Annotated in this window: 18 protein-coding genes and 1 other annotated feature (1 of these 19 running past the window's edge); of the genes, 17 read left to right on the top strand and 1 reads right to left on the bottom strand. The window is 42.3% G+C overall.

Annotated features, from left to right (window positions below):
- Positions 1-367: 367 nt before the first annotated feature.
- Complete coding sequence (ytvI, locus tag D4T97_RS06185; protein ID WP_126048771.1) at positions 368-1,495, bottom strand: sporulation integral membrane protein YtvI; 1,128 nt, start codon at positions 1,493-1,495, stop codon at positions 368-370.
- Between the two features lie 85 nt (positions 1,496-1,580).
- On the opposite strand from ytvI, the gene D4T97_RS06180 reads away from it, so the two are divergent.
- The 17 genes from D4T97_RS06180 (at position 1,581) to D4T97_RS06100 (ending at position 19,741) form a co-directional block, all read left to right on the top strand.
- Complete coding sequence (locus D4T97_RS06180) at positions 1,581-2,063, top strand: DUF441 domain-containing protein (protein ID WP_126048769.1); 483 nt, start codon at positions 1,581-1,583, stop codon at positions 2,061-2,063.
- 239 nt (positions 2,064-2,302) lie between these two features.
- Positions 2,303-3,421, top strand: a complete 1,119-nt coding sequence (gene citZ, locus D4T97_RS06175) for a citrate synthase (protein ID WP_126048767.1) — start codon at positions 2,303-2,305, stop codon at positions 3,419-3,421.
- 104 nt (positions 3,422-3,525) lie between these two features.
- Positions 3,526-4,797, top strand: a complete 1,272-nt coding sequence (gene icd, locus D4T97_RS06170; protein WP_126048765.1) for an NADP-dependent isocitrate dehydrogenase — start codon at positions 3,526-3,528, stop codon at positions 4,795-4,797.
- A gap of 104 nt (positions 4,798-4,901) precedes the next feature.
- Complete coding sequence (gene mdh, locus D4T97_RS06165; protein ID WP_126048763.1) at positions 4,902-5,840, top strand: malate dehydrogenase; 939 nt, start codon at positions 4,902-4,904, stop codon at positions 5,838-5,840.
- A gap of 515 nt (positions 5,841-6,355) precedes the next feature.
- On the top strand, positions 6,356-6,802 hold the full coding sequence (locus tag D4T97_RS06160; RefSeq protein WP_126048761.1) for a MaoC/PaaZ C-terminal domain-containing protein: 447 nt from the start codon (positions 6,356-6,358) through the stop codon (positions 6,800-6,802).
- Between the two features lie 254 nt (positions 6,803-7,056).
- Positions 7,057-8,019, top strand: coding sequence for an FtsH protease activity modulator HflK (hflK, locus tag D4T97_RS06155; protein ID WP_126048759.1), 963 nt, complete (start codon positions 7,057-7,059; stop codon positions 8,017-8,019).
- A gap of 1 nt (position 8,020) precedes the next feature.
- Entirely contained in the window at positions 8,021-8,953 is a 933-nt protein-coding gene (gene hflC, locus D4T97_RS06150) for a protease modulator HflC (protein ID WP_126048757.1), read from the top strand.
- Between the two features lie 177 nt (positions 8,954-9,130).
- Positions 9,131-11,755 carry a DNA polymerase I gene (gene polA, locus D4T97_RS06145; protein WP_126049184.1) on the top strand — a complete coding sequence of 875 codons (2,625 nt, stop codon included), beginning with the start codon at positions 9,131-9,133 and terminating at the stop codon, positions 11,753-11,755.
- Positions 11,756-11,794: 39 nt separating this feature from the next.
- A complete protein-coding gene (mutM, locus tag D4T97_RS06140; protein ID WP_126049182.1) occupies positions 11,795-12,625 on the top strand; it encodes a DNA-formamidopyrimidine glycosylase in 831 nt (276 codons plus the stop codon).
- Between the two features lie 86 nt (positions 12,626-12,711).
- On the top strand, positions 12,712-13,344 hold the full coding sequence (gene ytaF, locus D4T97_RS06135; protein ID WP_126048755.1) for a sporulation membrane protein YtaF: 633 nt from the start codon (positions 12,712-12,714) through the stop codon (positions 13,342-13,344).
- 19 nt (positions 13,345-13,363) lie between these two features.
- Positions 13,364-13,966, top strand: coding sequence for a dephospho-CoA kinase (gene coaE / locus D4T97_RS06130; RefSeq protein WP_126048753.1), 603 nt, complete (start codon positions 13,364-13,366; stop codon positions 13,964-13,966).
- A gap of 336 nt (positions 13,967-14,302) precedes the next feature.
- On the top strand, positions 14,303-15,331 hold the full coding sequence (locus tag D4T97_RS06125; RefSeq protein ID WP_126048751.1) for a glyceraldehyde-3-phosphate dehydrogenase: 1,029 nt from the start codon (positions 14,303-14,305) through the stop codon (positions 15,329-15,331).
- Between the two features lie 128 nt (positions 15,332-15,459).
- Entirely contained in the window at positions 15,460-15,915 is a 456-nt protein-coding gene (gene nrdR / locus D4T97_RS06120) for a transcriptional regulator NrdR (RefSeq protein WP_126048749.1), read from the top strand.
- A 16-nt stretch (positions 15,916-15,931) separates the two neighbouring features.
- Positions 15,932-17,365, top strand: a complete 1,434-nt coding sequence (locus D4T97_RS06115) for a replication initiation and membrane attachment family protein (protein WP_126048747.1) — start codon at positions 15,932-15,934, stop codon at positions 17,363-17,365.
- The gene (dnaI, locus tag D4T97_RS06110; protein ID WP_126049180.1) at positions 17,349-18,284 is read left to right on the top strand and encodes a primosomal protein DnaI; all 936 of its coding nucleotides are present in this window, start codon (positions 17,349-17,351) and stop codon (positions 18,282-18,284) included. The genes D4T97_RS06115 and dnaI overlap by 17 nt, the downstream gene beginning before the upstream one ends.
- A 233-nt stretch (positions 18,285-18,517) precedes the next feature.
- On the top strand, positions 18,518-18,733 hold the full coding sequence (locus D4T97_RS06105) for a YdbC family protein (protein ID WP_126049178.1): 216 nt from the start codon (positions 18,518-18,520) through the stop codon (positions 18,731-18,733).
- A gap of 207 nt (positions 18,734-18,940) precedes the next feature.
- Positions 18,941-19,741 carry a putative sporulation protein YtxC gene (locus tag D4T97_RS06100; protein WP_164525490.1) on the top strand — a complete coding sequence of 267 codons (801 nt, stop codon included), beginning with the start codon at positions 18,941-18,943 and terminating at the stop codon, positions 19,739-19,741.
- A gap of 68 nt (positions 19,742-19,809) precedes the next feature.
- Positions 19,810-19,903 (top strand) — a binding site (T-box leader) (it continues 136 nt past the right edge of the window).

The following is a 19,903-nucleotide window of genomic DNA, read 5'->3' as shown; positions in this document are numbered from 1 at the left end:
CTCTTTTTTTGGTTTAGAAAAAAATGTTGTAAATATCTTTATCTATTACATTATGCTTCGCCAGCTGGGAGGATCTAGTGCTGCCGGCGCCACAGGAAGTGCTAGTGTAAGGGCGACAGAATGTCGTGTCCTGAGCCTGCCTAAGCCTCAGGACGTTGCGGTTTAGGTCGCGAAGCATTGGAAGTGCTAGTGCCGCCAAATCGACAGGATGTGGGGGGTCTGAGGCGGCCTTCGCCGCCGTGTTGTCCGGCTGCGACGGACAGGATGTCACGTCCTAGCCTGCCAGCGCTTGCCGCCCCTAAAACGGCTGTCAGCCACATTTCGGCTCAGTCTGTACGTCGATGAACAGGCGCTTGCGCTTTTGTTCTTACTTAATAATTTTCGGAGGCGTTCCTTTAATATAGGCCCAAATATCCCGAAACACATTCGCTTTATGTAATGTGGTAAGAAGTACGAGCGTTACAGGTCCCAAAATAAGTCCAAGGAATCCAATGAGTTTGAATCCTACAAACAGGGCGATGAGTGTCCCCAAAGGATTTAGACCAATATTGGATGAAAGAATTTTTGGTTCCATCAACTGGCGTTGCACAATGACAACCGTGTATAGGATTCCAAGGCCGACAGCAAGGCCGATATTTCCTGTCAATGCTTCGTAAATGATCCAGGGGACAAAAACCGTCCCTGTTCCCAAGTATGGTAGCAGGTCCAGCAATCCTAAAATCAGCGCAATGGTGATAGCGTAATTGACCCTAAGAATAAGGAGACCAATCAATACGATGACCAGGGTAATTGATATCAATGTGATCTGGGCTTTTACAAAGCCGGCAAGAGCTTTTTTTAAGTCTGCGAACACCCTTACGCCACTGCTTTTGACTTTATCAGGAAGAAGGCGGTTTGATAGGGCGACCAGTCTGTCCCAATCTTTACTGATAAAGAAAGTCGCCAATAAAGAGAAGATGATTACCGTAGCAGCATTAGGTATCCACGATACAAGGCTGGGCAGTTTTACGAAAAAGTTCTGCAAAAAAGCCGTAACACTTTCCGTAATTTTGCCTCCGGTTTCATCAATGCTGCTCATGATCGTATCCCTTTGTCCGCTGTCAAGGCTTTTGAACATGCCGGCCAGCTTGTTATAAAAAGGGATGACCTGGCTTGCGAACAGCTTCTCTATATATCTGATTAAGGTGGCAACATGTTCGGGTACAACCGTCGCTAAATAGGAGGCCCCTGCTACAATTTCTGCAATCAATAAAGTGATGAGTCCGGTAAAAATACCGATTAAAATGATTAATGCGGTTAAAACAGCCAATGCACGCGGAAATTTCCATTTCTTTTCTAAATCCCCTACAACTGGATTAATCGCGATGGCGATAATCAGCGCAATGATAAATGGGTATGTCACTTTTGATACATAATAGATGGATAAAAGGGCTGCTGCCGCAACGATGACAACAATGATAAAACGGACTACCCTATCTGCATTTTCACGATTCAAAGGAATCCCCACCTTATCAATCTGATTTCTATTATGATACCATGTTATGGTAGAAATCTGTAACGATTACGGAAGGATGAGCGCTTTGTTTAATCAGGCTTTTTTCTTTTTGCTTCTCCTGCTTGGCATTGGAGTGGTCGCGAAGAATCAATCGCTTGTCATAGCGGTTTCTGTTTTAATCATTCTTAAATTGGCTGGGGCGGATGAAAAGCTTTTCGGTATGATTCAGGTAAAAGGGATCAACTGGGGGATAACGGTCATAACTATTGCTGTATTAGCTCCGATTGCCAGCGGTTATATCGGATTTAAGGAGCTCAGCGGGGCGATCAAATCCCCATATGCCTGGATTGCGCTAGGCGCAGGCATGGCTGTGGCTGTAATAGCCAAGTATGGAGTCACACTTTTATCTGAGGATCCCCATATTACTACTGCTCTTGTCCTGGGAACAATCATGGCAGTTTCCTTGTTTAAAGGTGTGGCTGTTGGTCCATTGATTGGAGCGGGGATCGCTTATATGGCCATGAAATTTTTTGAGCTTTTCCGCTCAGGTTCTGGTATGGGCGGATAAGAACTTGCAACCTTTTAAAGAATATCTTATGGCTTGTAATAAAAAATACGAATGACTATTAAATGTTGAAAATTAGACAAGAAATTAGTTTTGTTTATAATAGAAGATAGGTTAATTATTAAAAATACTTTTCATAAGCCTATATTCTTTGTCGGGAAGAAATCCCTTAAACAATGTGTATTAAATGTTTTCCATCATATACAGTGAATTTTAAAAAATAGATAAAGGAGAGGTTTTTAATGACAGCAACACGTGGGTTAGAAGGGGTAGTAGCCACAACATCCTCAATCAGTTCTATCATTGACGACACGCTTACATACGTTGGCTACAACATTGATGACTTAACAGTGAATGCGAGCTTCGAAGAAGTCGTTTATCTGCTATGGCATCTGGAATTACCTACAAAGGAACAGCTTCAGGAATTAAAAGAGCAATTGGCGGAGAATATGGATCTGCCTCAAGAAGTCCTCGACAGCTTTAAAACATATCCACTGGATAAAGTGCACCCCATGTCAGTTCTGCGCACAGCAGTTTCCGCCCTCGGAATTTTTGATGATGAAGCCGAAGTGATGAACAAAGAAGCGAATTTTAGAAAGGCCATCCGTATTCAGGCGAAGATTCCTGCAATCGTGGCTGCTTTCGCACGCATCAGAAAAGGATTGGAACCGGTAGCTCCTAGGAAGGACCTTGGATTTGCGGCCAACTTCATGTATATGATCAAAGGCGAAGAGCCCGATCAAATTGAAGTTGAAGCAATGGATAAGGCGCTGATTCTGCATGCAGACCATGAATTGAATGCCTCCACTTTTACAGCGAGAGTATGTGTGGCGACGCTTTCAGACATTTATTCAGGATTGACTGCGGCTATCGGTGCATTAAAAGGACCTCTACATGGCGGGGCCAATGAACAGGTAATGAAGATGCTGACGGAAATCGGCTCTGCAGACAATGCTGAAAGCTATATTAAAGACAAACTTGAGAAAAAAGAAAAAATCATGGGCTTCGGACATCGTGTTTACCGTCAGGGAGATCCGCGCGCAAAACACTTGAAAGAAATGTCCAAGAAGCTGACAGAAATTACAGGCGAGCCGGAATGGTACAACATATCCGTCAAGGTTGAAGAAGTGTTTACATCTGAAAAGCCACTTCCTCCTAACGTTGACTTCTACTCTGCATCTGTTTATCACAGTTTGGGTATTGACCACGATCTATTCACACCTATTTTTGCTGTCAGCCGTACATCAGGATGGCTGGCCCATATTTTAGAACAATATGAGAATAACCGCCTGATCCGCCCGCGGGCAGAATATACAGGGCCTGGAATGCGCTCATATATCCCGCTCGAAGAGCGCAAGTGAACAGGAGTTAGAATTTAATTTTAGATTTTGATATGATAGAGCGGGGAAAAGGTTAGGGGCTTTAGCTTTCTAACCTTTGATATTGAATTTGGAGGGATTTAGTTATGTCACAAGCTGAAAAAATCACAGTTTCAAATGGTGTGTTAAATACGCCTGACCATCCAATTATTCCTTTTATCGAGGGAGATGGAACAGGACCAGATATTTGGGCAGCGGCTCAAAGAGTTTTAGACGCAGCTGTAGAAAAAGCATATGGCGGCAAACGCAAAATTGAGTGGAAAGAAGTATATGCGGGTGAAAAAGCGCATAATAAATTTGGTGAGTGGCTTCCGGAGGAAACCCTGGATACGATTCGCGAATACCTTATTGCTATCAAAGGACCACTTACAACACCAATCGGCGGCGGCTTCCGTTCCTTGAACGTTGCTCTGCGTCAAGAACTTGACCTATATGTCTGCTTGCGTCCAGTCCGTTATTTTGAAGGAGTACCTTCCCCTGTAAAGCGTCCAGAAGATACAGATATGGTAATTTTCCGTGAAAATACGGAGGATATCTACGCTGGTATCGAGTACCAAGAAGGTTCTGAAGAAGTGAAAAAACTGATCGACTTCCTTAAAAATGAAATGGGTGTTAATAAAATCCGCTTCCCAGAAACTTCAGGTATCGGAATCAAGCCAATTTCTTCCGAGGGAACAAAACGCCTGGTCCGTGCAGCCATTAACTACGCAATTAAAGAAGGCCGCAAATCAGTAACGCTTGTACATAAAGGCAATATCATGAAATTTACTGAAGGTGCCTTTAAAAACTGGGGTTACGAAGTGGCTGAGCAGGAGTTCGGCGACAAAGTATTCACTTGGAACCAATACGACAAAATCAAAGATGAGCAAGGAACAGAAGCTGCAAACAAAGCACAGGCTGATGCAGAAGCAGCTGGAAAGATCATCATCAAAGATGCGATTGCAGATATCTTCCTTCAGCAAATTCTCACTCGTTCCAAGGAGTTCGACGTAGTGGCAACTATGAATCTGAATGGAGATTACGTCTCTGATGCACTAGCGGCACAAGTTGGCGGAATCGGTATCGCGCCTGGTGCAAACATCAACTACGATACAGGCCACGCGATTTTCGAAGCTACTCACGGAACTGCTCCAAAGTATGCAGGATTGGATAAAGTGAACCCATCCTCTGTCATTCTTTCGGGTGTTCTTATGCTTGAGCATATCGGCTGGGGAGAAGCTGCTCAATTGATTACTAATTCAATGGAGAAAACAATTGAATCAAAAGTGGTCACATATGACTTTGCCCGCCTAATGGAAGGTGCAACAGAAGTGAAAGCTTCTGAATTCGGAAATGCCTTAATTGAAAATATGGATTAATTCTCTATCAACAGGGAAGATTGGGGTTATAAGGAACAAAGCAGAGACTGTTTTTTAAACAGTCTCTAATTGTTACGAATTCTAACGAAAGAAGGGATTTCCCCATGCCATTAAATAGGAAAAAGATATCAGTTATCGGTGGAGGGTTTACTGGAGCTACAACAGCATTCCTGACAGCACAGAAAGAACTTGGAGACGTTGTGCTTGTTGACATTCCGAACATGGAAAACCCTACAAAAGGGAAAGCACTTGACATGCTGGAGGCCGGTCCCGTACAGGGATTCGATGCAAACATTACTGGCACATCCAACTATGAAGATACCAAAGACTCGGCTGTTGTAGTCATTACTGCAGGTATTGCGCGCAAGCCTGGGATGAGCCGGGATGACCTGGTCCAGACCAACCAGAAAGTGATGAAGAGTGTTACACAGGAAATCGTCAAATATTCTCCAAATTGTCATATCATTGTGCTGACAAATCCAGTAGACGCTATGACATATACGGTTTATAAGGAATCGGGTTTCCCTAAGAACCGTGTGATCGGCCAGTCAGGTATCCTCGATACTGCACGTTTCCGTACATTTATTGCCCAAGAGCTTAATCTATCTGTTAAGGACATTACAGGGTTCGTTTTAGGCGGCCATGGAGATGACATGGTACCGCTTGTCCGGTATTCCTATGCGGGCGGAATACCGTTGGAAAAATTGATTCCGCAAGATCGCCTTGATGCAATTGTTGAAAGAACAAGAAAAGGCGGGGGCGAAATCGTGAACCTTCTCGGCAATGGAAGTGCATACTACGCGCCTGCCGCATCCCTTGTCGAGATGGTTGAGGCAATTGTAAAAGACCAGCGCAGAGTGTTGCCTTCCATTGCCTACCTTGAAGGGGAATATGGATATGAGGGCATTTATTTGGGAGTGCCTACAATCCTGGGTAAAGAGGGAATAGAACAAGTAATTGAACTGGAACTGACGGACGAAGAAAAAGCTGCGTTGGACAAATCCGCGGAAGCTGTCCGGGAAGTTATGAAAGTTCTTAATTAAATTAGAAATGAAACAGATGGAAAAACGAATGGTTTTTCCATCTGTTTTTATATATAGCAGAATGAAAGAGTGGCGTTGTAAGGGGGGCACTGTAATGGATTATGCTTTTTTCAGGCAGCCACGAGGGAGATTTCTTCATCGGAGGAGCCTTTTTCATAGTGCCCGGGAAGGTGAGACAATCACCTGCAGGATAACCATGGACCGTTCATAGTACCCGTGCAGGTGAAGAAATTACCTAGAGGGTAACCAAGGGGCGTTTAAAAGCGATCGAACAGTTATGCATCTGGTTTATTTTTTATCGCTTGAGCCTTCCATGTGGTTCAATTGTCATGACCCAGCGGAATCGTACGAAATGAGCACCTCAGTGAGTTCTTATTTTTCCGTTAACATTTTACCTAAGAAAAAACCTATAGGCGTTAAAAGCTTTTTAGAGAGTCCCAGCTTCTTCTTTGTTTTTAATTCTAAAAATGGTATTATATTTCACAATACTCATAAACTTTCCGGGGGTGCTCTTATTGTTATTGGGAAAAAAACGAAAGCTAGGACGGCAGATTGGTGAAATCTCCAGAGGCGAAAAGTTGAAGCTGACAGAGAAAATCGAAGATAAGGATCTATTATTATATCTTGGCTTGACGAATGACGCTAATCCGCTTTATATCCAGCACGACTACGCTTCCCAAACACCTTACGAAAAGCCGATTGTACCATCAACCATGTTATCTGGAGTTATCACGTCTGCCATTACAAAATATTTGCCGGGACCTGGAACGCATATACTTAAGCAAGAAATAGAATTCTTAAAACCGATTTTTCATTATGCAACTATCGAATTTTTGTTTGAAATTGCAGATGTAAATGAACGGGATCATACAGTTACGGTAAACGTTCAGGCCACGGACAGTGGGGAAACGGTCATAAACGCATCGTTTCTAGTATGTCCGCCGTATCCGATACAAGAATAATAAGAGCATTAGGAAAAGCCTTAGGGCAGGTCGTTGGCCTGTCCTTTTTTTATAAAAAAGAAGGTATTTTTCCTATGAGCTTTAATTTAATGTATTTTTTGCTTTGTCCAGCTTCAGCGACCAGCGACATACAAACTTCGTACCCTTCCAGTTTATATGTCGCTAAACGGACGCTTACGCTTTTCTTTTGAAACCTTTTTTCTGCTGTTTCGTAATACAATAGTATAAGAGAAAAAGAGAAAGGATCGTGGGGAATGAGTTTAAAAAGGATTTATGCAGCGGCAGGCATTATGATTGCTGGGGTCATGCTCTTGTTTGCACTTTTCACATCCTGGTACACATTAGACGAGTCGGATCAGGCGGTTATTTTGACATTTGGTAAGGCCGAAGAAACAGTAACTGACTCAGGGTTGCATTTTAAGCTTCCGTGGCCTATCCAAAGAGTTGAAAAGCTGGCTCGCGAAACCAAAAGTTTACAATTTGGTTTTAAGGAAGCAAATGGGAAAAAAGAGCTGTCTGATGAAACAAAAATGATCACTGGGGATGAAAACATCGTCCTTGCGGATCTCGTTGTCCAGTGGAAAATAACTGACCCGAAGAAGTATCTATTTAAAGCGGATAACCCCGAAGAAATATTGTATGACGCAACATCGGCATCATTGAGAAGTATTATTGGAAGTTCAAAGATTGATGACGCCCTAACCTCAGGAAAAGCCGAAATAGAAGGTAATGTCAGAGAATTGCTGACCTCTCTTATGGAAAAATACGATGTCGGAATATCCATTTTAGCTGTTAAACTTAAGGATGTTGAGCTTCCCAATCAAGAAGTCCGCAGTGCTTTTACGGCTGTTACGGATGCACGGGAAACGATGAACACAAAAATTAACGAAGCAAAAAAATATGAAAATCAACGCATGAATGAAGCGGAAGGGGAAAGGGCTGCAATCCTCTCCAAGGCTAAAGGGGAAAAAGCCGCCCGGCTGGAAACAGCTCGCGGGGACGTGGCTGTCTTTAATAAGCTGTATCAGCAATATAAGAGCAGTCCCGAAGTGACAAGGGAACGTCTGACGATTGAGACCCTTGAACAGGTGCTCCCGGAAACAGAGATTTATATCATGAATGATGAGGGTAACACTTTAAAGTATTTCCCGATCCGTCCGATGGAGAAAGAGGAGTCAAAACCTAAACCATCTGAGAAAACGGAGGGAGATGAGTAATATGGACAAGAAAGTGGTTGATTTTGGTTCACGGAAGGCCGCTGAGCTGGAATGGCGGAAGTATACTAAGTTTGGCATTTTTTTAGTCATTCTAATCGCTCTTTTGCTGCTTTTGTTTTCAAGTCTGTTTGTCGTTAGGGAAGGGGAGTATAAGGTGGTCCGCCAGTTTGGAGAGGTTGTACGAATAAAAACCGAACCGGGTCTTGCTATGAAGGTGCCATTTATTCAAAGTGTTTCCTCCCTTCCAAAATACCAAATGACATACGATGTTTCACAGGCTGAAATCAATACGAAAGATAAAAAACGAATGATCATAGATAATTATGCTCTTTGGAAAATCGTTGATCCCAAAAAGATGATTTCCAACGCTCGTACGGTGGAGAATGCCGAATCAAGAATGGAAGAATTCATTTATTCGGTTGTCCGGACGGAGCTCGGCCAGCTGAACTACGATGAAATCATTAACGATGAAAAATCCTCCCGGGGAAGCTTGAATGACAGAGTCACAGAAAAAGTGAATGAACTTCTGTCTAAAGACGAATATGGAGTCGTTGTTACTGACGTTCGAATGAAACGCACAGATCTTCCGAATGAGAATGAAAACTCGGTCTATACGCGGATGATTTCTGAACGTGAATCAACGGCGCAGGAATACTTGTCAAAAGGGGATGCGGAGAAAAACAGAATTACCGCTGAGACTGATAGGAAAGTAAGAGAGATGCTCTCCAAAGCACAGGCTGATGCAGAGGTCATTCGCTCCGAAGGTGAAGGAGAAGCTGCAAAAATCTACAATGAGTCTTTTTCGAAAGACCGTGAATTCTATCAGCTTTTCAGAACCCTGGAATCTTATAAGAAGACGATTGGTAAAGATACTGTCATCGTCTTGCCGGCTGATTCGCCATATGCAAGGCTGCTGATGGGTTACACAAAATGATAAAAAGTGCCGGGTCTATATGACCCGGTATTTGTATTTAAGTTCTGCATACATCCACTCCCCACCCGCTCATTTTTTCACATTCCCGAACACACATGCTAGAATAAAACTATCAGACAGGCGGATGTTCTGCTTGCTTAGGAGGTTATTTGCTTGGGAAAAAGCACTAAAAAGTTAATGCTCATAGACGGAAACAGTGTTGCTTACCGCGCGTTTTTCGCTTTGCCGCTGTTACATAATGAAAAAGGTATCTACACGAATGCGGTGTACGGTTTTACAACGATGCTTATGAAGGTGCTGGAAGAAGAGAAGCCCACACATATATTGGTTGCGTTTGATGCGGGAAAAACGACATTCCGCCATAAAACGTACAAAGAATATAAAGGAGGTCGCCAAAAAACTCCACCGGAGCTTTCCGAGCAATTTCCATACGTCAGGGAGCTGCTGGATGCTTACGGAATTAAGCGATACGAACTGGAGAATTACGAGGCGGACGATATTATCGGAACTCTTGCAGTTGAGGCGGAAAAGGACGGATATGAAGTAAAAGTCATTTCCGGCGACAAGGACTTGACGCAGTTAAGTTCCGACCATATCACTGTGGGAATTACAAGAAAAGGTATCACGGATATTGAAAACTATACACCAGAACATATTATGGAAAAATATGGACTTACACCAGAACAGATCATTGATATGAAAGGCTTGATGGGCGACCAGTCAGACAATATTCCGGGAGTGCCTGGCGTCGGAGAAAAAACAGCGATCAAGCTGCTAAAAGAATTTGGTACTCTTGAAAAACTTCTTGAGTCCATTGACAAGGTCAGCGGTCCAAAACTGAAGGAACGTTTACAGGAAAATAAGGAACAGGCAGTGATGAGTAAGGAACTTGCAACCATTTCTAAAGAAACTCCTGTTGAAATACCTATTGAAGAATTGCTTTATGAGGGCTACAATCCATCAAATCTCAGGACTTTATTTCAAGAGCTTGAATTTAACTCCCTTCTTGGAAAACTTGAAGGTGGAGAGGAAGAAAGCGAAGAAGCTTCAGATGAAAATGAAGCCATTGAGTTCCAGACAGTCGAGTCAATTGACGAGGGGATTTTTACCGAACAGATGGCTCTTTACGTAGAAATCCTTGAAGATAATTATCATACAGGGACAATTGCCGGCTTTGGTCTTTCCAGCGAAAAAGGGAATGTATTCCTTCCCACGGAAGCCGCACTTCAATCTGAAACCTTTAAAAACTGGGCGGAAGATGAGACGATGAAAAAGCATGTGTATGATGGAAAGCGGTCGATTGTTTCTCTAAGAAAGCACGGGGTTGCCTTAAAAGGAATTGACTTCGATTTACTTCTTGTTTCCTATCTGCTTAATCCTTCCGAATCTACGACAGATTTTGCAGGAGTGGCGAAACGCCATGGATATACGAATGTCCAAACCGATGAAGCAGTATACGGAAAAGGAGCCAAGAAAAAAGTGGCTGAAGGAGATATTCTCGCTGAACATCTGGCCAAGAAAGCGCTTGGCATTGTCTCTTTGTATCAGCCGCTCCTCGATGAATTGGAAAAAAATGAACTCATTGACCTTTTTTATGACTTAGAGCTGCCATTGTCGTTCATTTTGGCCGACATGGAATATACAGGTATCAAGGTGGATATTGACCGCCTCAAGGAAATGAAAGCCGAGATGGCTGATCGCCTGAAGCAGATAGAAGAAAAAATATATGGGTTTGCAGGAGAAAAGTTCAATATTAATTCTCCGAAGCAGCTTGGGGTCATTCTTTTTGAAAAGCTGGGTCTTCCTGTCATTAAAAAGACTAAAACCGGCTATTCAACAGCGGCAGATGTTCTTGAAAAGCTTGCTCCTTCCCATGAAATTATAGAGGAAATCCTGAATTACCGACAGCTCGGAAAATTACAGTCGACCTATATAGAAGGTCTACTTAAAGTGGTGCATAAGGGGCCTGATAAAGTCCACACCCGCTTTAACCAGGCATTGACACAGACTGGAAGGCTGAGTTCAACGGATCCTAATCTGCAAAACATCCCAATACGTTTGGAGGAAGGCCGTAAAATCCGTCAGGCATTCATACCATCTCACGAAGACTGGGTAATTTTTGCCGCGGACTATTCACAGATTGAACTTAGGGTCCTTGCCCATATTGCAGAAGATGATAAGCTGATGGATGCTTTCAGAAATGACATGGACATCCATACAAAAACTGCAATGGATGTTTTTCATGTGAGCAGGGAAGAAGTCACATCCAATATGCGGAGACAGGCTAAAGCGGTCAATTTCGGTATCATCTATGGAATTAGTGACTATGGGCTCTCCCAGAATCTTGGCATCACTCGGAAAGAAGCCGGCACATTCATTGAGCGCTATCTGGAAAGTTTTCCTGGTGTACGCAATTACATGAAAGATATAGTCATGGAAGCCAAACAGAATGGCTATGTTTCAACCCTTCTACACAGAAGAAGGTATATTCCTGAAATCACCAGCAGAAATTTTAACATCAGAAGCTTTGCAGAAAGGACCGCAATGAATACACCGATTCAGGGAAGTGCTGCGGATATCATAAAAAAAGCGATGATCGATATGTATGAAAAGCTTGAAGAAGAAGGCCTGAAGACACGCCTATTGCTGCAAGTTCATGACGAATTGATCTTTGAAGCACCAAAAGATGAAATTGAGAAGTTGGAAGAAATCGTTCCAAATGTAATGGAGCACGCCATGGAACTTAGCGTTCCGTTGAAAGTCGATTATTCATACGGACCGACATGGTATGATGCCAAATAAAGAATTTACAACATGAGGGAACAACCGGGGAGTGAGAATATGCCGGAATTGCCGGAAGTGGAAAATGTAAGGAAATCGCTGCTTCAGCTTGTCAAAGGTAAAACAATTCAAAGTGTTGAAGCAGGTTGGCCGAAAATAATTAAACATCCGCTTGAGGTGGAGCAATTTTACGATGCTCTTTCGGGACAAACGATTCATGATTTGCAAAGGAAGGGAAAATTTCTTGTTTTCATGCTCGACGATTATTCGCTTGTATCCCATTTGCGGATGGAAGGGCATTACAGCGTAAATCAGAGTGAAGACCCGACAGATAAGCATACACATGTGAACTTCAAGTTTACAGATGGAACCGAAATGCGTTACCGGGATGTCCGGAAATTTGGTACGATGCATTTATTCAAAAAGGGCACGGAGGATAATGAATTGCCGTTATCCAAGCTTGGCCCTGAGCCTTTTTCACCAGCTTGTTCCGCGGACTATCTGAAGTCGCATTTTCAAAAAACAGAACGGATCATCAAGGCTGTGCTGCTTGATCAGACAATAGTGGCGGGCCTTGGAAATATTTATGCTGATGAAGTGTTATACAAAGCGAAAGTCCACCCAGAAAGAAAAGCCAAATCCCTGACGGATGAAGAAATCCAGAGACTCAGGCATGAAATGGTGCATACGCTGGAAGACTCCATTGCTGCAGGCGGAAGCTCAGTCAACACTTATATGAATTCGATGGGGTTGAGCGGCTCATATCAGGACAGGCTAAAAGTATACGGACGGAATGGCGAGGCATGCATCCAGTGCGGAACCATTCTTGAAAAAATAAAAGCGGCTGGAAGAGGAACACATTTCTGTCCAGCGTGCCAGCAACCTTCGTAAAAAAGCTATGATTTAAGCTTTTTAACCATCAGCAAGTACCCTTCATATACTAACTTACCGCAATTTGAAGGGGAAGGAGCTTGCAGATGGGCTATACGTTTTCGCTTTTATTATTAGCAATTGCCATCAGTCTTGACAGCTTTGGAGCCGGATTGGCGTATGGGTTGAGGAATATTAAAATTCCTCTTAAGTCGATTATGATTATCGCACTGTGCACCGCATTATCACTTGGAACAGCCATGTTTTTTGGTCAACTGATCCAAGGGTTCCTGTCACCTGCCGCAGCCAATCGGATTGGCGGAGTAATCCTGGTTGCGATCGGGGGCTGGGTTATCCTCCAGTTTTTCAGGTCAGAAAAGGAACAAGCGGTGCATCAAGAAAAGCTGGAGTTTAATTGGGAAATCAAATCACTTGGAATCGTCATTCATATTTTAAAGAAACCGACGAGGGCTGATTTTGACTCTTCAGGTACGGTAACAGGTGTTGAAGCCTTCATGCTTGGAACAGCTCTCTCCCTCGATGCATTCGGTGTGGGAATCGGAGCGGCTATGCTCGGGTTCAGCCCGATCATATTGTCAGGGGCTGCCGCAGTGATGGGCGGGTTGTTTTTAGCGGGAGGAATTGCTTTTGGCGGGTTATTTGCCCACATGCGCGCCATACAGAAATTCACCTTTTTTCCTGGAGTCCTGTTGATCGTAATCGGTCTGTTAAAAATGTAGAAATGAAAGAGGCTGACATATGGCATTCATTGTAGGATTAACAGGAGGCATAGCCAGCGGAAAAAGCACCGTATCCAAGCTATTGGAAAAACGCGGCTTTACAATCGTCGATGCAGATATTGCGGCGAGGAAGGTCGTCGAGCCGGGCGAGAGCGCATATTCAGAAATTGTGGAGGCATTCGGCAAAGAGATACTTTTGAAAGATGGGACGCTCGACAGAGATAAACTTGGCTCGATTGTTTTTCAAAACGAAGAGGAACGACAAAAGTTAAACGGCATCGTCCATCCTGCGGTCCGGAAAAAAATGAAGGAATGGCAGGAGGAAGCTATTAAAGCGGGAAAACAGACAGTGGTCCTTGATATTCCGCTGTTATATGAAAGTAAATTGACACATTTGGTTGAAAAGGTAATTGTAGTTTATGTCAACGAGGAAACACAGTTAAAAAGATTGATGGAAAGAAATGAATTTACGGAAGATGAGGCAAAATCAAGGATTTCTTCTCAAATGCCTTTACGAGAGAAACTAGAATTGGCTGATGCTGTACTGGACAACAATGGGACGATAGAAGAAACAGAAAAGCAGTTGGATCAGCTCATTGAAAAATGGAAATTGAAACCTTGAACAGGAGCGGATGAACGCTCCTGTTTTTGGTTATTTTAAAGGAAATTATAAAAAATACCTCGCCTATGGATAACTTATCTATGTCTAGCTCCAGCGCTCAGCGACTAGCAAACTTCGCGCCCCCTCTACGATAAGTCAACATCGGCTCATTCTTCGCCGTATTTCCTTTATCTTGTCGGAGGCACTCCAGTTTTTACGTCGCTAAACGAGCGCTTGCGCTTTTCTTTTTAAAAACAAAAATCATCATTTGTATATTTCTTTTTTACTTAAATATGTTATACTATTTACGACCATATGAAATTAAGTATAACACTATATAGGGGGCTCCCGGTTATTATGAAGGCTAATGTTGCAATTAACGGATTTGGTCGTATCGGCCGTATGGTATTTAGGAAAGCAATCATGGAAGACCGTTTTAATATTGTTGCGGTCAATGCGAGCTATCCTTCCGAAACTCTTGCTCATTTAATCAAATATGACACAACACATGGAACTTTCGAGGGCGATGTACAGGCCAAAGAAAACTCCTTGGTTGTAAATGGGAAAGAAATCAAATTATTAAATAACCGTAATCCTCAGAAACTTCCTTGGGGAGAACTTGGTATAGATATCGTCATTGAGGCAACGGGAGTATTTAACTCACGTGACAAAGCGGCAATGCATCTTGAAGCAGGTGCTAAAAAAGTTGTTTTGACTGCACCTGGAAAAAATGAAGATGTAACAATTGTCATGGGCGTAAACGAAAATGACTTGAATATCGATAAGCATGACATTATTTCCAATGCATCTTGTACAACAAACTGCCTTGCACCAGTCGCAAAAGTTATTGACGATGCATTTGGCATTGAGAACGGCTTGATGACAACTGTCCATGCTTATACAAATGACCAAAAAAATCTGGATAACCCGCATAAGGATTTGCGCCGTGCCCGTGCATGCGCACAATCAATCATCCCTACAACAACTGGAGCGGCAAAAGCATTGTCACTTGTCTTGCCACACTTGAAAGGTAAATTACACGGAATGGCACTTCGCGTACCAACTCCTAACGTATCACTTGTAGACCTTGTTGTAGATGTAAAACGTCCAGTCACAGTTCAAGATGTAAATAAAGCTTTTGAAACAGCAGCAAACGGTCCACTCAAGGGAATTTTGTCCTTCACGACTGAACCACTTGTTTCAATCGACTTCAACACAAACCCGAACTCAGCGATCATCGACGGACTTTCAACAATCGTCATGGAAGATACAAAGCTGAAAGTACTTGCTTGGTATGACAACGAGTGGGGCTACTCCAGCCGCGTAGTGGACCTTGTCTCCTATGTAGCATCCTTACTTGATAAAAAAGAAGCGAAAGCTGGTTAAATTTTTTGGGGTCTGCCCCCCTTTAGTAAGCTAAAGGGGGGCAGACCCTTTTCCCTCTTTTCCCCTTTTTCTTTCCCCATTAATTACTGTATAATGGTGAGAAGCATAATTGAACGGAGCTGAAGAAGATGAAGTGTCCTTCATGCAAGCATAACGGCACGCGTGTCGTTGATTCAAGGCCTGCAGATGAATGGAGATCAATCAGAAGAAGGCGTGAATGCGAGGCATGTTCCCATCGATTCACAACTTTTGAGCGTGTGGAGGAAATGCCGCTCATAGTAATAAAAAAAGAAGGGACCCGCGAAGAATTCAGCAGGGAGAAGATTTTGCGCGGCTTGATTCGGGCTTGTGAAAAGCGGCCGGTCGCATTAGAGCAACTTGAAACAATTACTAATGAAATTGAGAGCGAATTGCGTAACATGGGACAGGCTGAAGTCAATTCGGAGGCCATCGGGGAAATGTTGATGGATAAACTTTCCAAAATCGATGAAGTCGCTTATGTTCGTTTTGCCTCGGTTTACAGGCAGTTTAAGGATATCAATGTATTTTTGGATGAACTGAAAGATTTAATTAAAAAAGATTAGTGAAAGTGTGTTTGGCTTGAAACAATATTGGAACGAAGTCCAGCCTATTGATGGTTTTTATGCGGCAATGAACGGCATGATTCATGACCATGACAGGAAAGTGATCTCTTTTCTGTATCAACCTTTAATGGGGGTAGTTTGCACCAATCTATATACAACTCTTGCCTACTTGGTTGAAGAAAATCGTCTATGGTCCGAAGAGTGGAATCATTATCAACTGATGGAATTAATGGGTTTGAATTTGGATGACATATACCAAGCACGCCTTAAACTCGAAGGGATGGGGCTGCTAAAGACTTTTATCAAAGAAATACCTGATCAACGGATGTACATATACGAACTTCAGCCCCCCTTATCCGCAGATCAGTTTTTTACTGACGGTATGTTGAATATATATTTATATCAAAAGTTGGGGCAAACCCACTTTCAAAAATTAAAAAGGGCCTTTTCTGATTCGGTGATGAACAAGGAGGAGTATTCTGAAGTTACCCGTTCCTTCCAGGATGTGTACACTTCTATGAGTCTCCAGGCGTTGAAAAACTTTGAAGGACAGGAAGCCAGTCTGCCGGAACAGAACATGAAATATATTCACCGTGAAAAAACGGAGCCGATACATATTTCTGCAGACAGCTTCAATTTCGATTTACTCTTCTCCGGCTTGACTACTGCTATGGTACCTAGGAAATCCTTTACCGCCGCAGTCAAAGATACAATTACAAAGCTCTCTTTCCTCTACTCCATCAATGAAATCGATATGCAAAAGGTTGTTCTATCGAGTATCACTGCTAATGATAAAATTGATTTGGATGAACTCAGAAAAGCGGCGCGAGACTGGTATCAGATGGAAAATGAGGATCAGCTCCCACAATTGGTCAACCGAAGGCAACCTGTTATGCACAGGGAAAGCGACGGTGCAGGGACAACAAAGGAGAGCAAACTCATCTTTTATTTGGAAACTACTTCTCCGAGGCAGCTTTTAATTGACTTGTCCGAAGGAGTCCAGCCAGCGATGTCTGACTTGACGGCTGTGGAAGAAATCATGCTCGGACAGCAGATTGAACCGGGTGTGATGAATGTTCTGATTCATTATGTCATGTTGAAGACAGACATGAAACTATCGAAGAACTATATGGAAAAGATCGCTTCACACTGGGCCAGGAAAAAGATTAAAACTGTAAAAGCTGCGATGGAGCTTGCAAAAAATGAACACCGACAGTACCAGACGTGGGCAACGGAAAAGAAAGACCGCAGCCAAACAAGGAAAAAGCCTATCCGCACAGAAAAACTTCCAGACTGGTTCATTGTGCAAGACCAGGAACAGAAGGAAACTAAAAAAACAAAAACAACCGTGACGAACGATAGTAAACTTGATGAAAGACGGCGGAGATTGGAAGCCATTCAAAGAAAGTATCAGAAAAATGGAGGTGAAAAAGGTGGAAAGCATCAATAAAACTATGCAAAGGCTGTATCAAACCCCTGAATTTCGAAAAAGATACGAAGATTTAAAGCAGGAAGTTCTTGAAAATCATGATATTCGTGCGTTTTTAATGGAAAATAGTGACATGATCACTGAGCAAATGATAGAGACGGGCTTAATGAAGCTCTATGAATTCACGTCCCAAGCAAAAAATTGCAAGGATTGTCCCGGACTTTCAGCATGTGAGAATATCATGCAGGGCTATGAACCGTCACTTGTGATTGTAAATAATAGGATAGATATTCATTATCGGGCATGCCCTGAAAAAATAATCGATGACGAGCGGCGGAAAACGAAAAAGCTGATTGAAAGTTTTTACATGCCAAAAGAAATATTAAATGCCTCCTTTGCTGATTTTTCACTGGACAGTGAGGGCAGACTCGACGCATTTGAGTATGCCGAGAGATTCTCAGCCGAATATGAACAGGGAAGCAGCATGAAAGGCCTTTACTTGCATGGGGAATTCGGCGTTGGTAAATCCTATTTGCTGGGAGCCATCGCCAACCAATTGGCTCAAAAAGGAATCTCATCGCTAATTGTATATGTTCCCGAATTTTTAAGGGAAATGAAACAGTCGCTTGGAGACCAGACGCTGAATGAAAAACTGGAAGCAGTGAAAAAAGCACATGTCCTTATGCTCGATGATATTGGAGCTGAAGCGATGTCCAGCTGGACAAGGGACGAAATCCTGGGGTCAATCATGCAATATAGGATGCACGAACAGCTCCCCACCTTTTTTACATCGAATTTTGATTTCAGCGGTTTAGAATATCATCTGACCTACACACAAAGAGGCGAAGAAGAAAAAATGAAGGCCCGAAGGCTCATGGAAAGGATCAAATATCTTTCTATTCCTATCAAACTTGGTGGGCCTAATCGACGGCATATGTAGTACTCGTGAGAGCCGGTGTCTTAAATATAAGAGGAGTACAAGTGAATTGGAAACTTGTATTCCTCTTTTTTTTATATGGAAAGATGAATATATTATGGAATAAGTGCTTTTAACACATCCCTAATTTTACTTGAAGTCCTTGGGACTGGTTTGCAGCTTTTATTTTATTGTAATAGGGATACTTATAGCGGGGAACTAATAATGAACATTGATGAATGAACGAGGTGGATATCATGGCAGACATTAAGTTCGAAATAACAGAACATATCGCTGTACTTTCAGAATCACCAAAGGGATGGAAAAAGGAACTAAACCTAATCAGTTGGAATGGTCGCGAACCGAAGTATGATATTCGTGACTGGGATCCCAATCGTGAGAAGATGGGGAAAGGCGTTACCTTATCGAAAGAAGAGTTTGAAACACTAAAAAAGGTGTTAAATGATTTTTAAAGAAGGCTAATTGAAACCACAGTTATTGATATGTACTGTAATTGTTAGACGCAAATGTAATAGCTCGAGGTACAATTTTTATTCTTTAACGGACAGACTTGGGAACTATGTATGTGAACAAGCTTTTTTTACGTGCAAGGTATAGCTTGGACGTGCCCCCCATATACATAAATCAAGATGAAAGTGTATGCCAAAGGGGGGCCTGGCATGGATCTTATGTTTTTAAATGAAGAAGAAGCAATTCAGCTGCAGGCTTTTTTTCGCAAGCGTGGCATTGATCATATATTATTCAAAAGTAAAGATGCCTTTATTTTTTCCATACCTGATAAAGCCAAGGATATAAATCGATATATTGATATGTTTGCACATTTCATTATCCAAGTAAAAAGAGGGGAATTTCTTCATAAAATACTTACCGAACAATTTTTTTACGAGAATAAAGAAGAACGCGAACAGATCATTGAAATTGTATCTGAAATGTGCAGTGGAAAGCGGGAAGAATTAATAGCGCTAACTGGTAAAATCAATGAGTTTGAGATGGTAAGGAATGCAGTAGGTTCTTTTTTTGATTCATCAGATTCTATTCTTTTCGAATCTCTGTTAACTTTCAGACTAAAGGAATATCAACAAGAATTAATCAGTTTTTTGCATGTGGCCATTGATGAATATAAGATGGAACAGGAATATCAAATGTTTATCAATATGCTGCGTGAATATTTGAAGAACCGGAGCACCGGAAGAAAAACGGTACATCTTTCAATTGATGAGGAAATTACATTTTACGACGAAGATTTCGGAGAGATGGAAAAAAGTGATGTAATGAAAATGGTTGACCGCCGCTTATTGGCGATTCATCCTGTGTATATCGATTCTGCTGTTATTGCACCGCTTCTATCCATGGCTCCTGAAAGAATATTTATCTATACCATGTATGATGAAAAACCGCTTGTCAGGACTTTAAGAAACATTTTTGAAGAGAGAATGACCATTCTACCTCCAATCCATTAGACCAAAAAATTGAATCCTCTTGATTTTCCACTAATAACACTCTATAATACGTACATAATCTAATTAACTTAAAAGTAATGACAAGGACAAGAGTATTCTTTTACGGTTTACAGAGAGGGAAGAAAAGGCTGAAAGCTTCCTAACACGAGATGAATACTTACC

The sequence above is a fragment of the Siminovitchia acidinfaciens genome, assembly GCF_003605385.1.
GTDB lineage: Bacteria > Bacillota > Bacilli > Bacillales > Bacillaceae_C > Siminovitchia > Siminovitchia acidinfaciens.
Note: the sequence above shows the minus strand (reverse complement) of the source record. Positions and strands in the feature narration are given on the sequence as shown.

Coding starts and splice junctions, on each gene's coding strand:
- D4T97_RS06105 (WP_126049178.1), top strand. CDS start 18,518: ATGGCAGACATTAAGTTCGAAATAACAGAACATATCGCTGTACTTTCA.
- citZ (WP_126048767.1), top strand. CDS start 2,303: ATGACAGCAACACGTGGGTTAGAAGGGGTAGTAGCCACAACATCCTCA.
- mdh (WP_126048763.1), top strand. CDS start 4,902: ATGCCATTAAATAGGAAAAAGATATCAGTTATCGGTGGAGGGTTTACT.
- coaE (WP_126048753.1), top strand. CDS start 13,364: ATGGCATTCATTGTAGGATTAACAGGAGGCATAGCCAGCGGAAAAAGC.
- hflC (WP_126048757.1), top strand. CDS start 8,021: ATGGACAAGAAAGTGGTTGATTTTGGTTCACGGAAGGCCGCTGAGCTG.
- D4T97_RS06125 (WP_126048751.1), top strand. CDS start 14,303: ATGAAGGCTAATGTTGCAATTAACGGATTTGGTCGTATCGGCCGTATG.
- ytaF (WP_126048755.1), top strand. CDS start 12,712: ATGGGCTATACGTTTTCGCTTTTATTATTAGCAATTGCCATCAGTCTT.
- mutM (WP_126049182.1), top strand. CDS start 11,795: ATGCCGGAATTGCCGGAAGTGGAAAATGTAAGGAAATCGCTGCTTCAG.
- hflK (WP_126048759.1), top strand. CDS start 7,057: ATGAGTTTAAAAAGGATTTATGCAGCGGCAGGCATTATGATTGCTGGG.
- icd (WP_126048765.1), top strand. CDS start 3,526: ATGTCACAAGCTGAAAAAATCACAGTTTCAAATGGTGTGTTAAATACG.
- nrdR (WP_126048749.1), top strand. CDS start 15,460: ATGAAGTGTCCTTCATGCAAGCATAACGGCACGCGTGTCGTTGATTCA.
- D4T97_RS06100 (WP_164525490.1), top strand. CDS start 18,941: ATGGATCTTATGTTTTTAAATGAAGAAGAAGCAATTCAGCTGCAGGCT.
- polA (WP_126049184.1), top strand. CDS start 9,131: ATGCTCATAGACGGAAACAGTGTTGCTTACCGCGCGTTTTTCGCTTTG.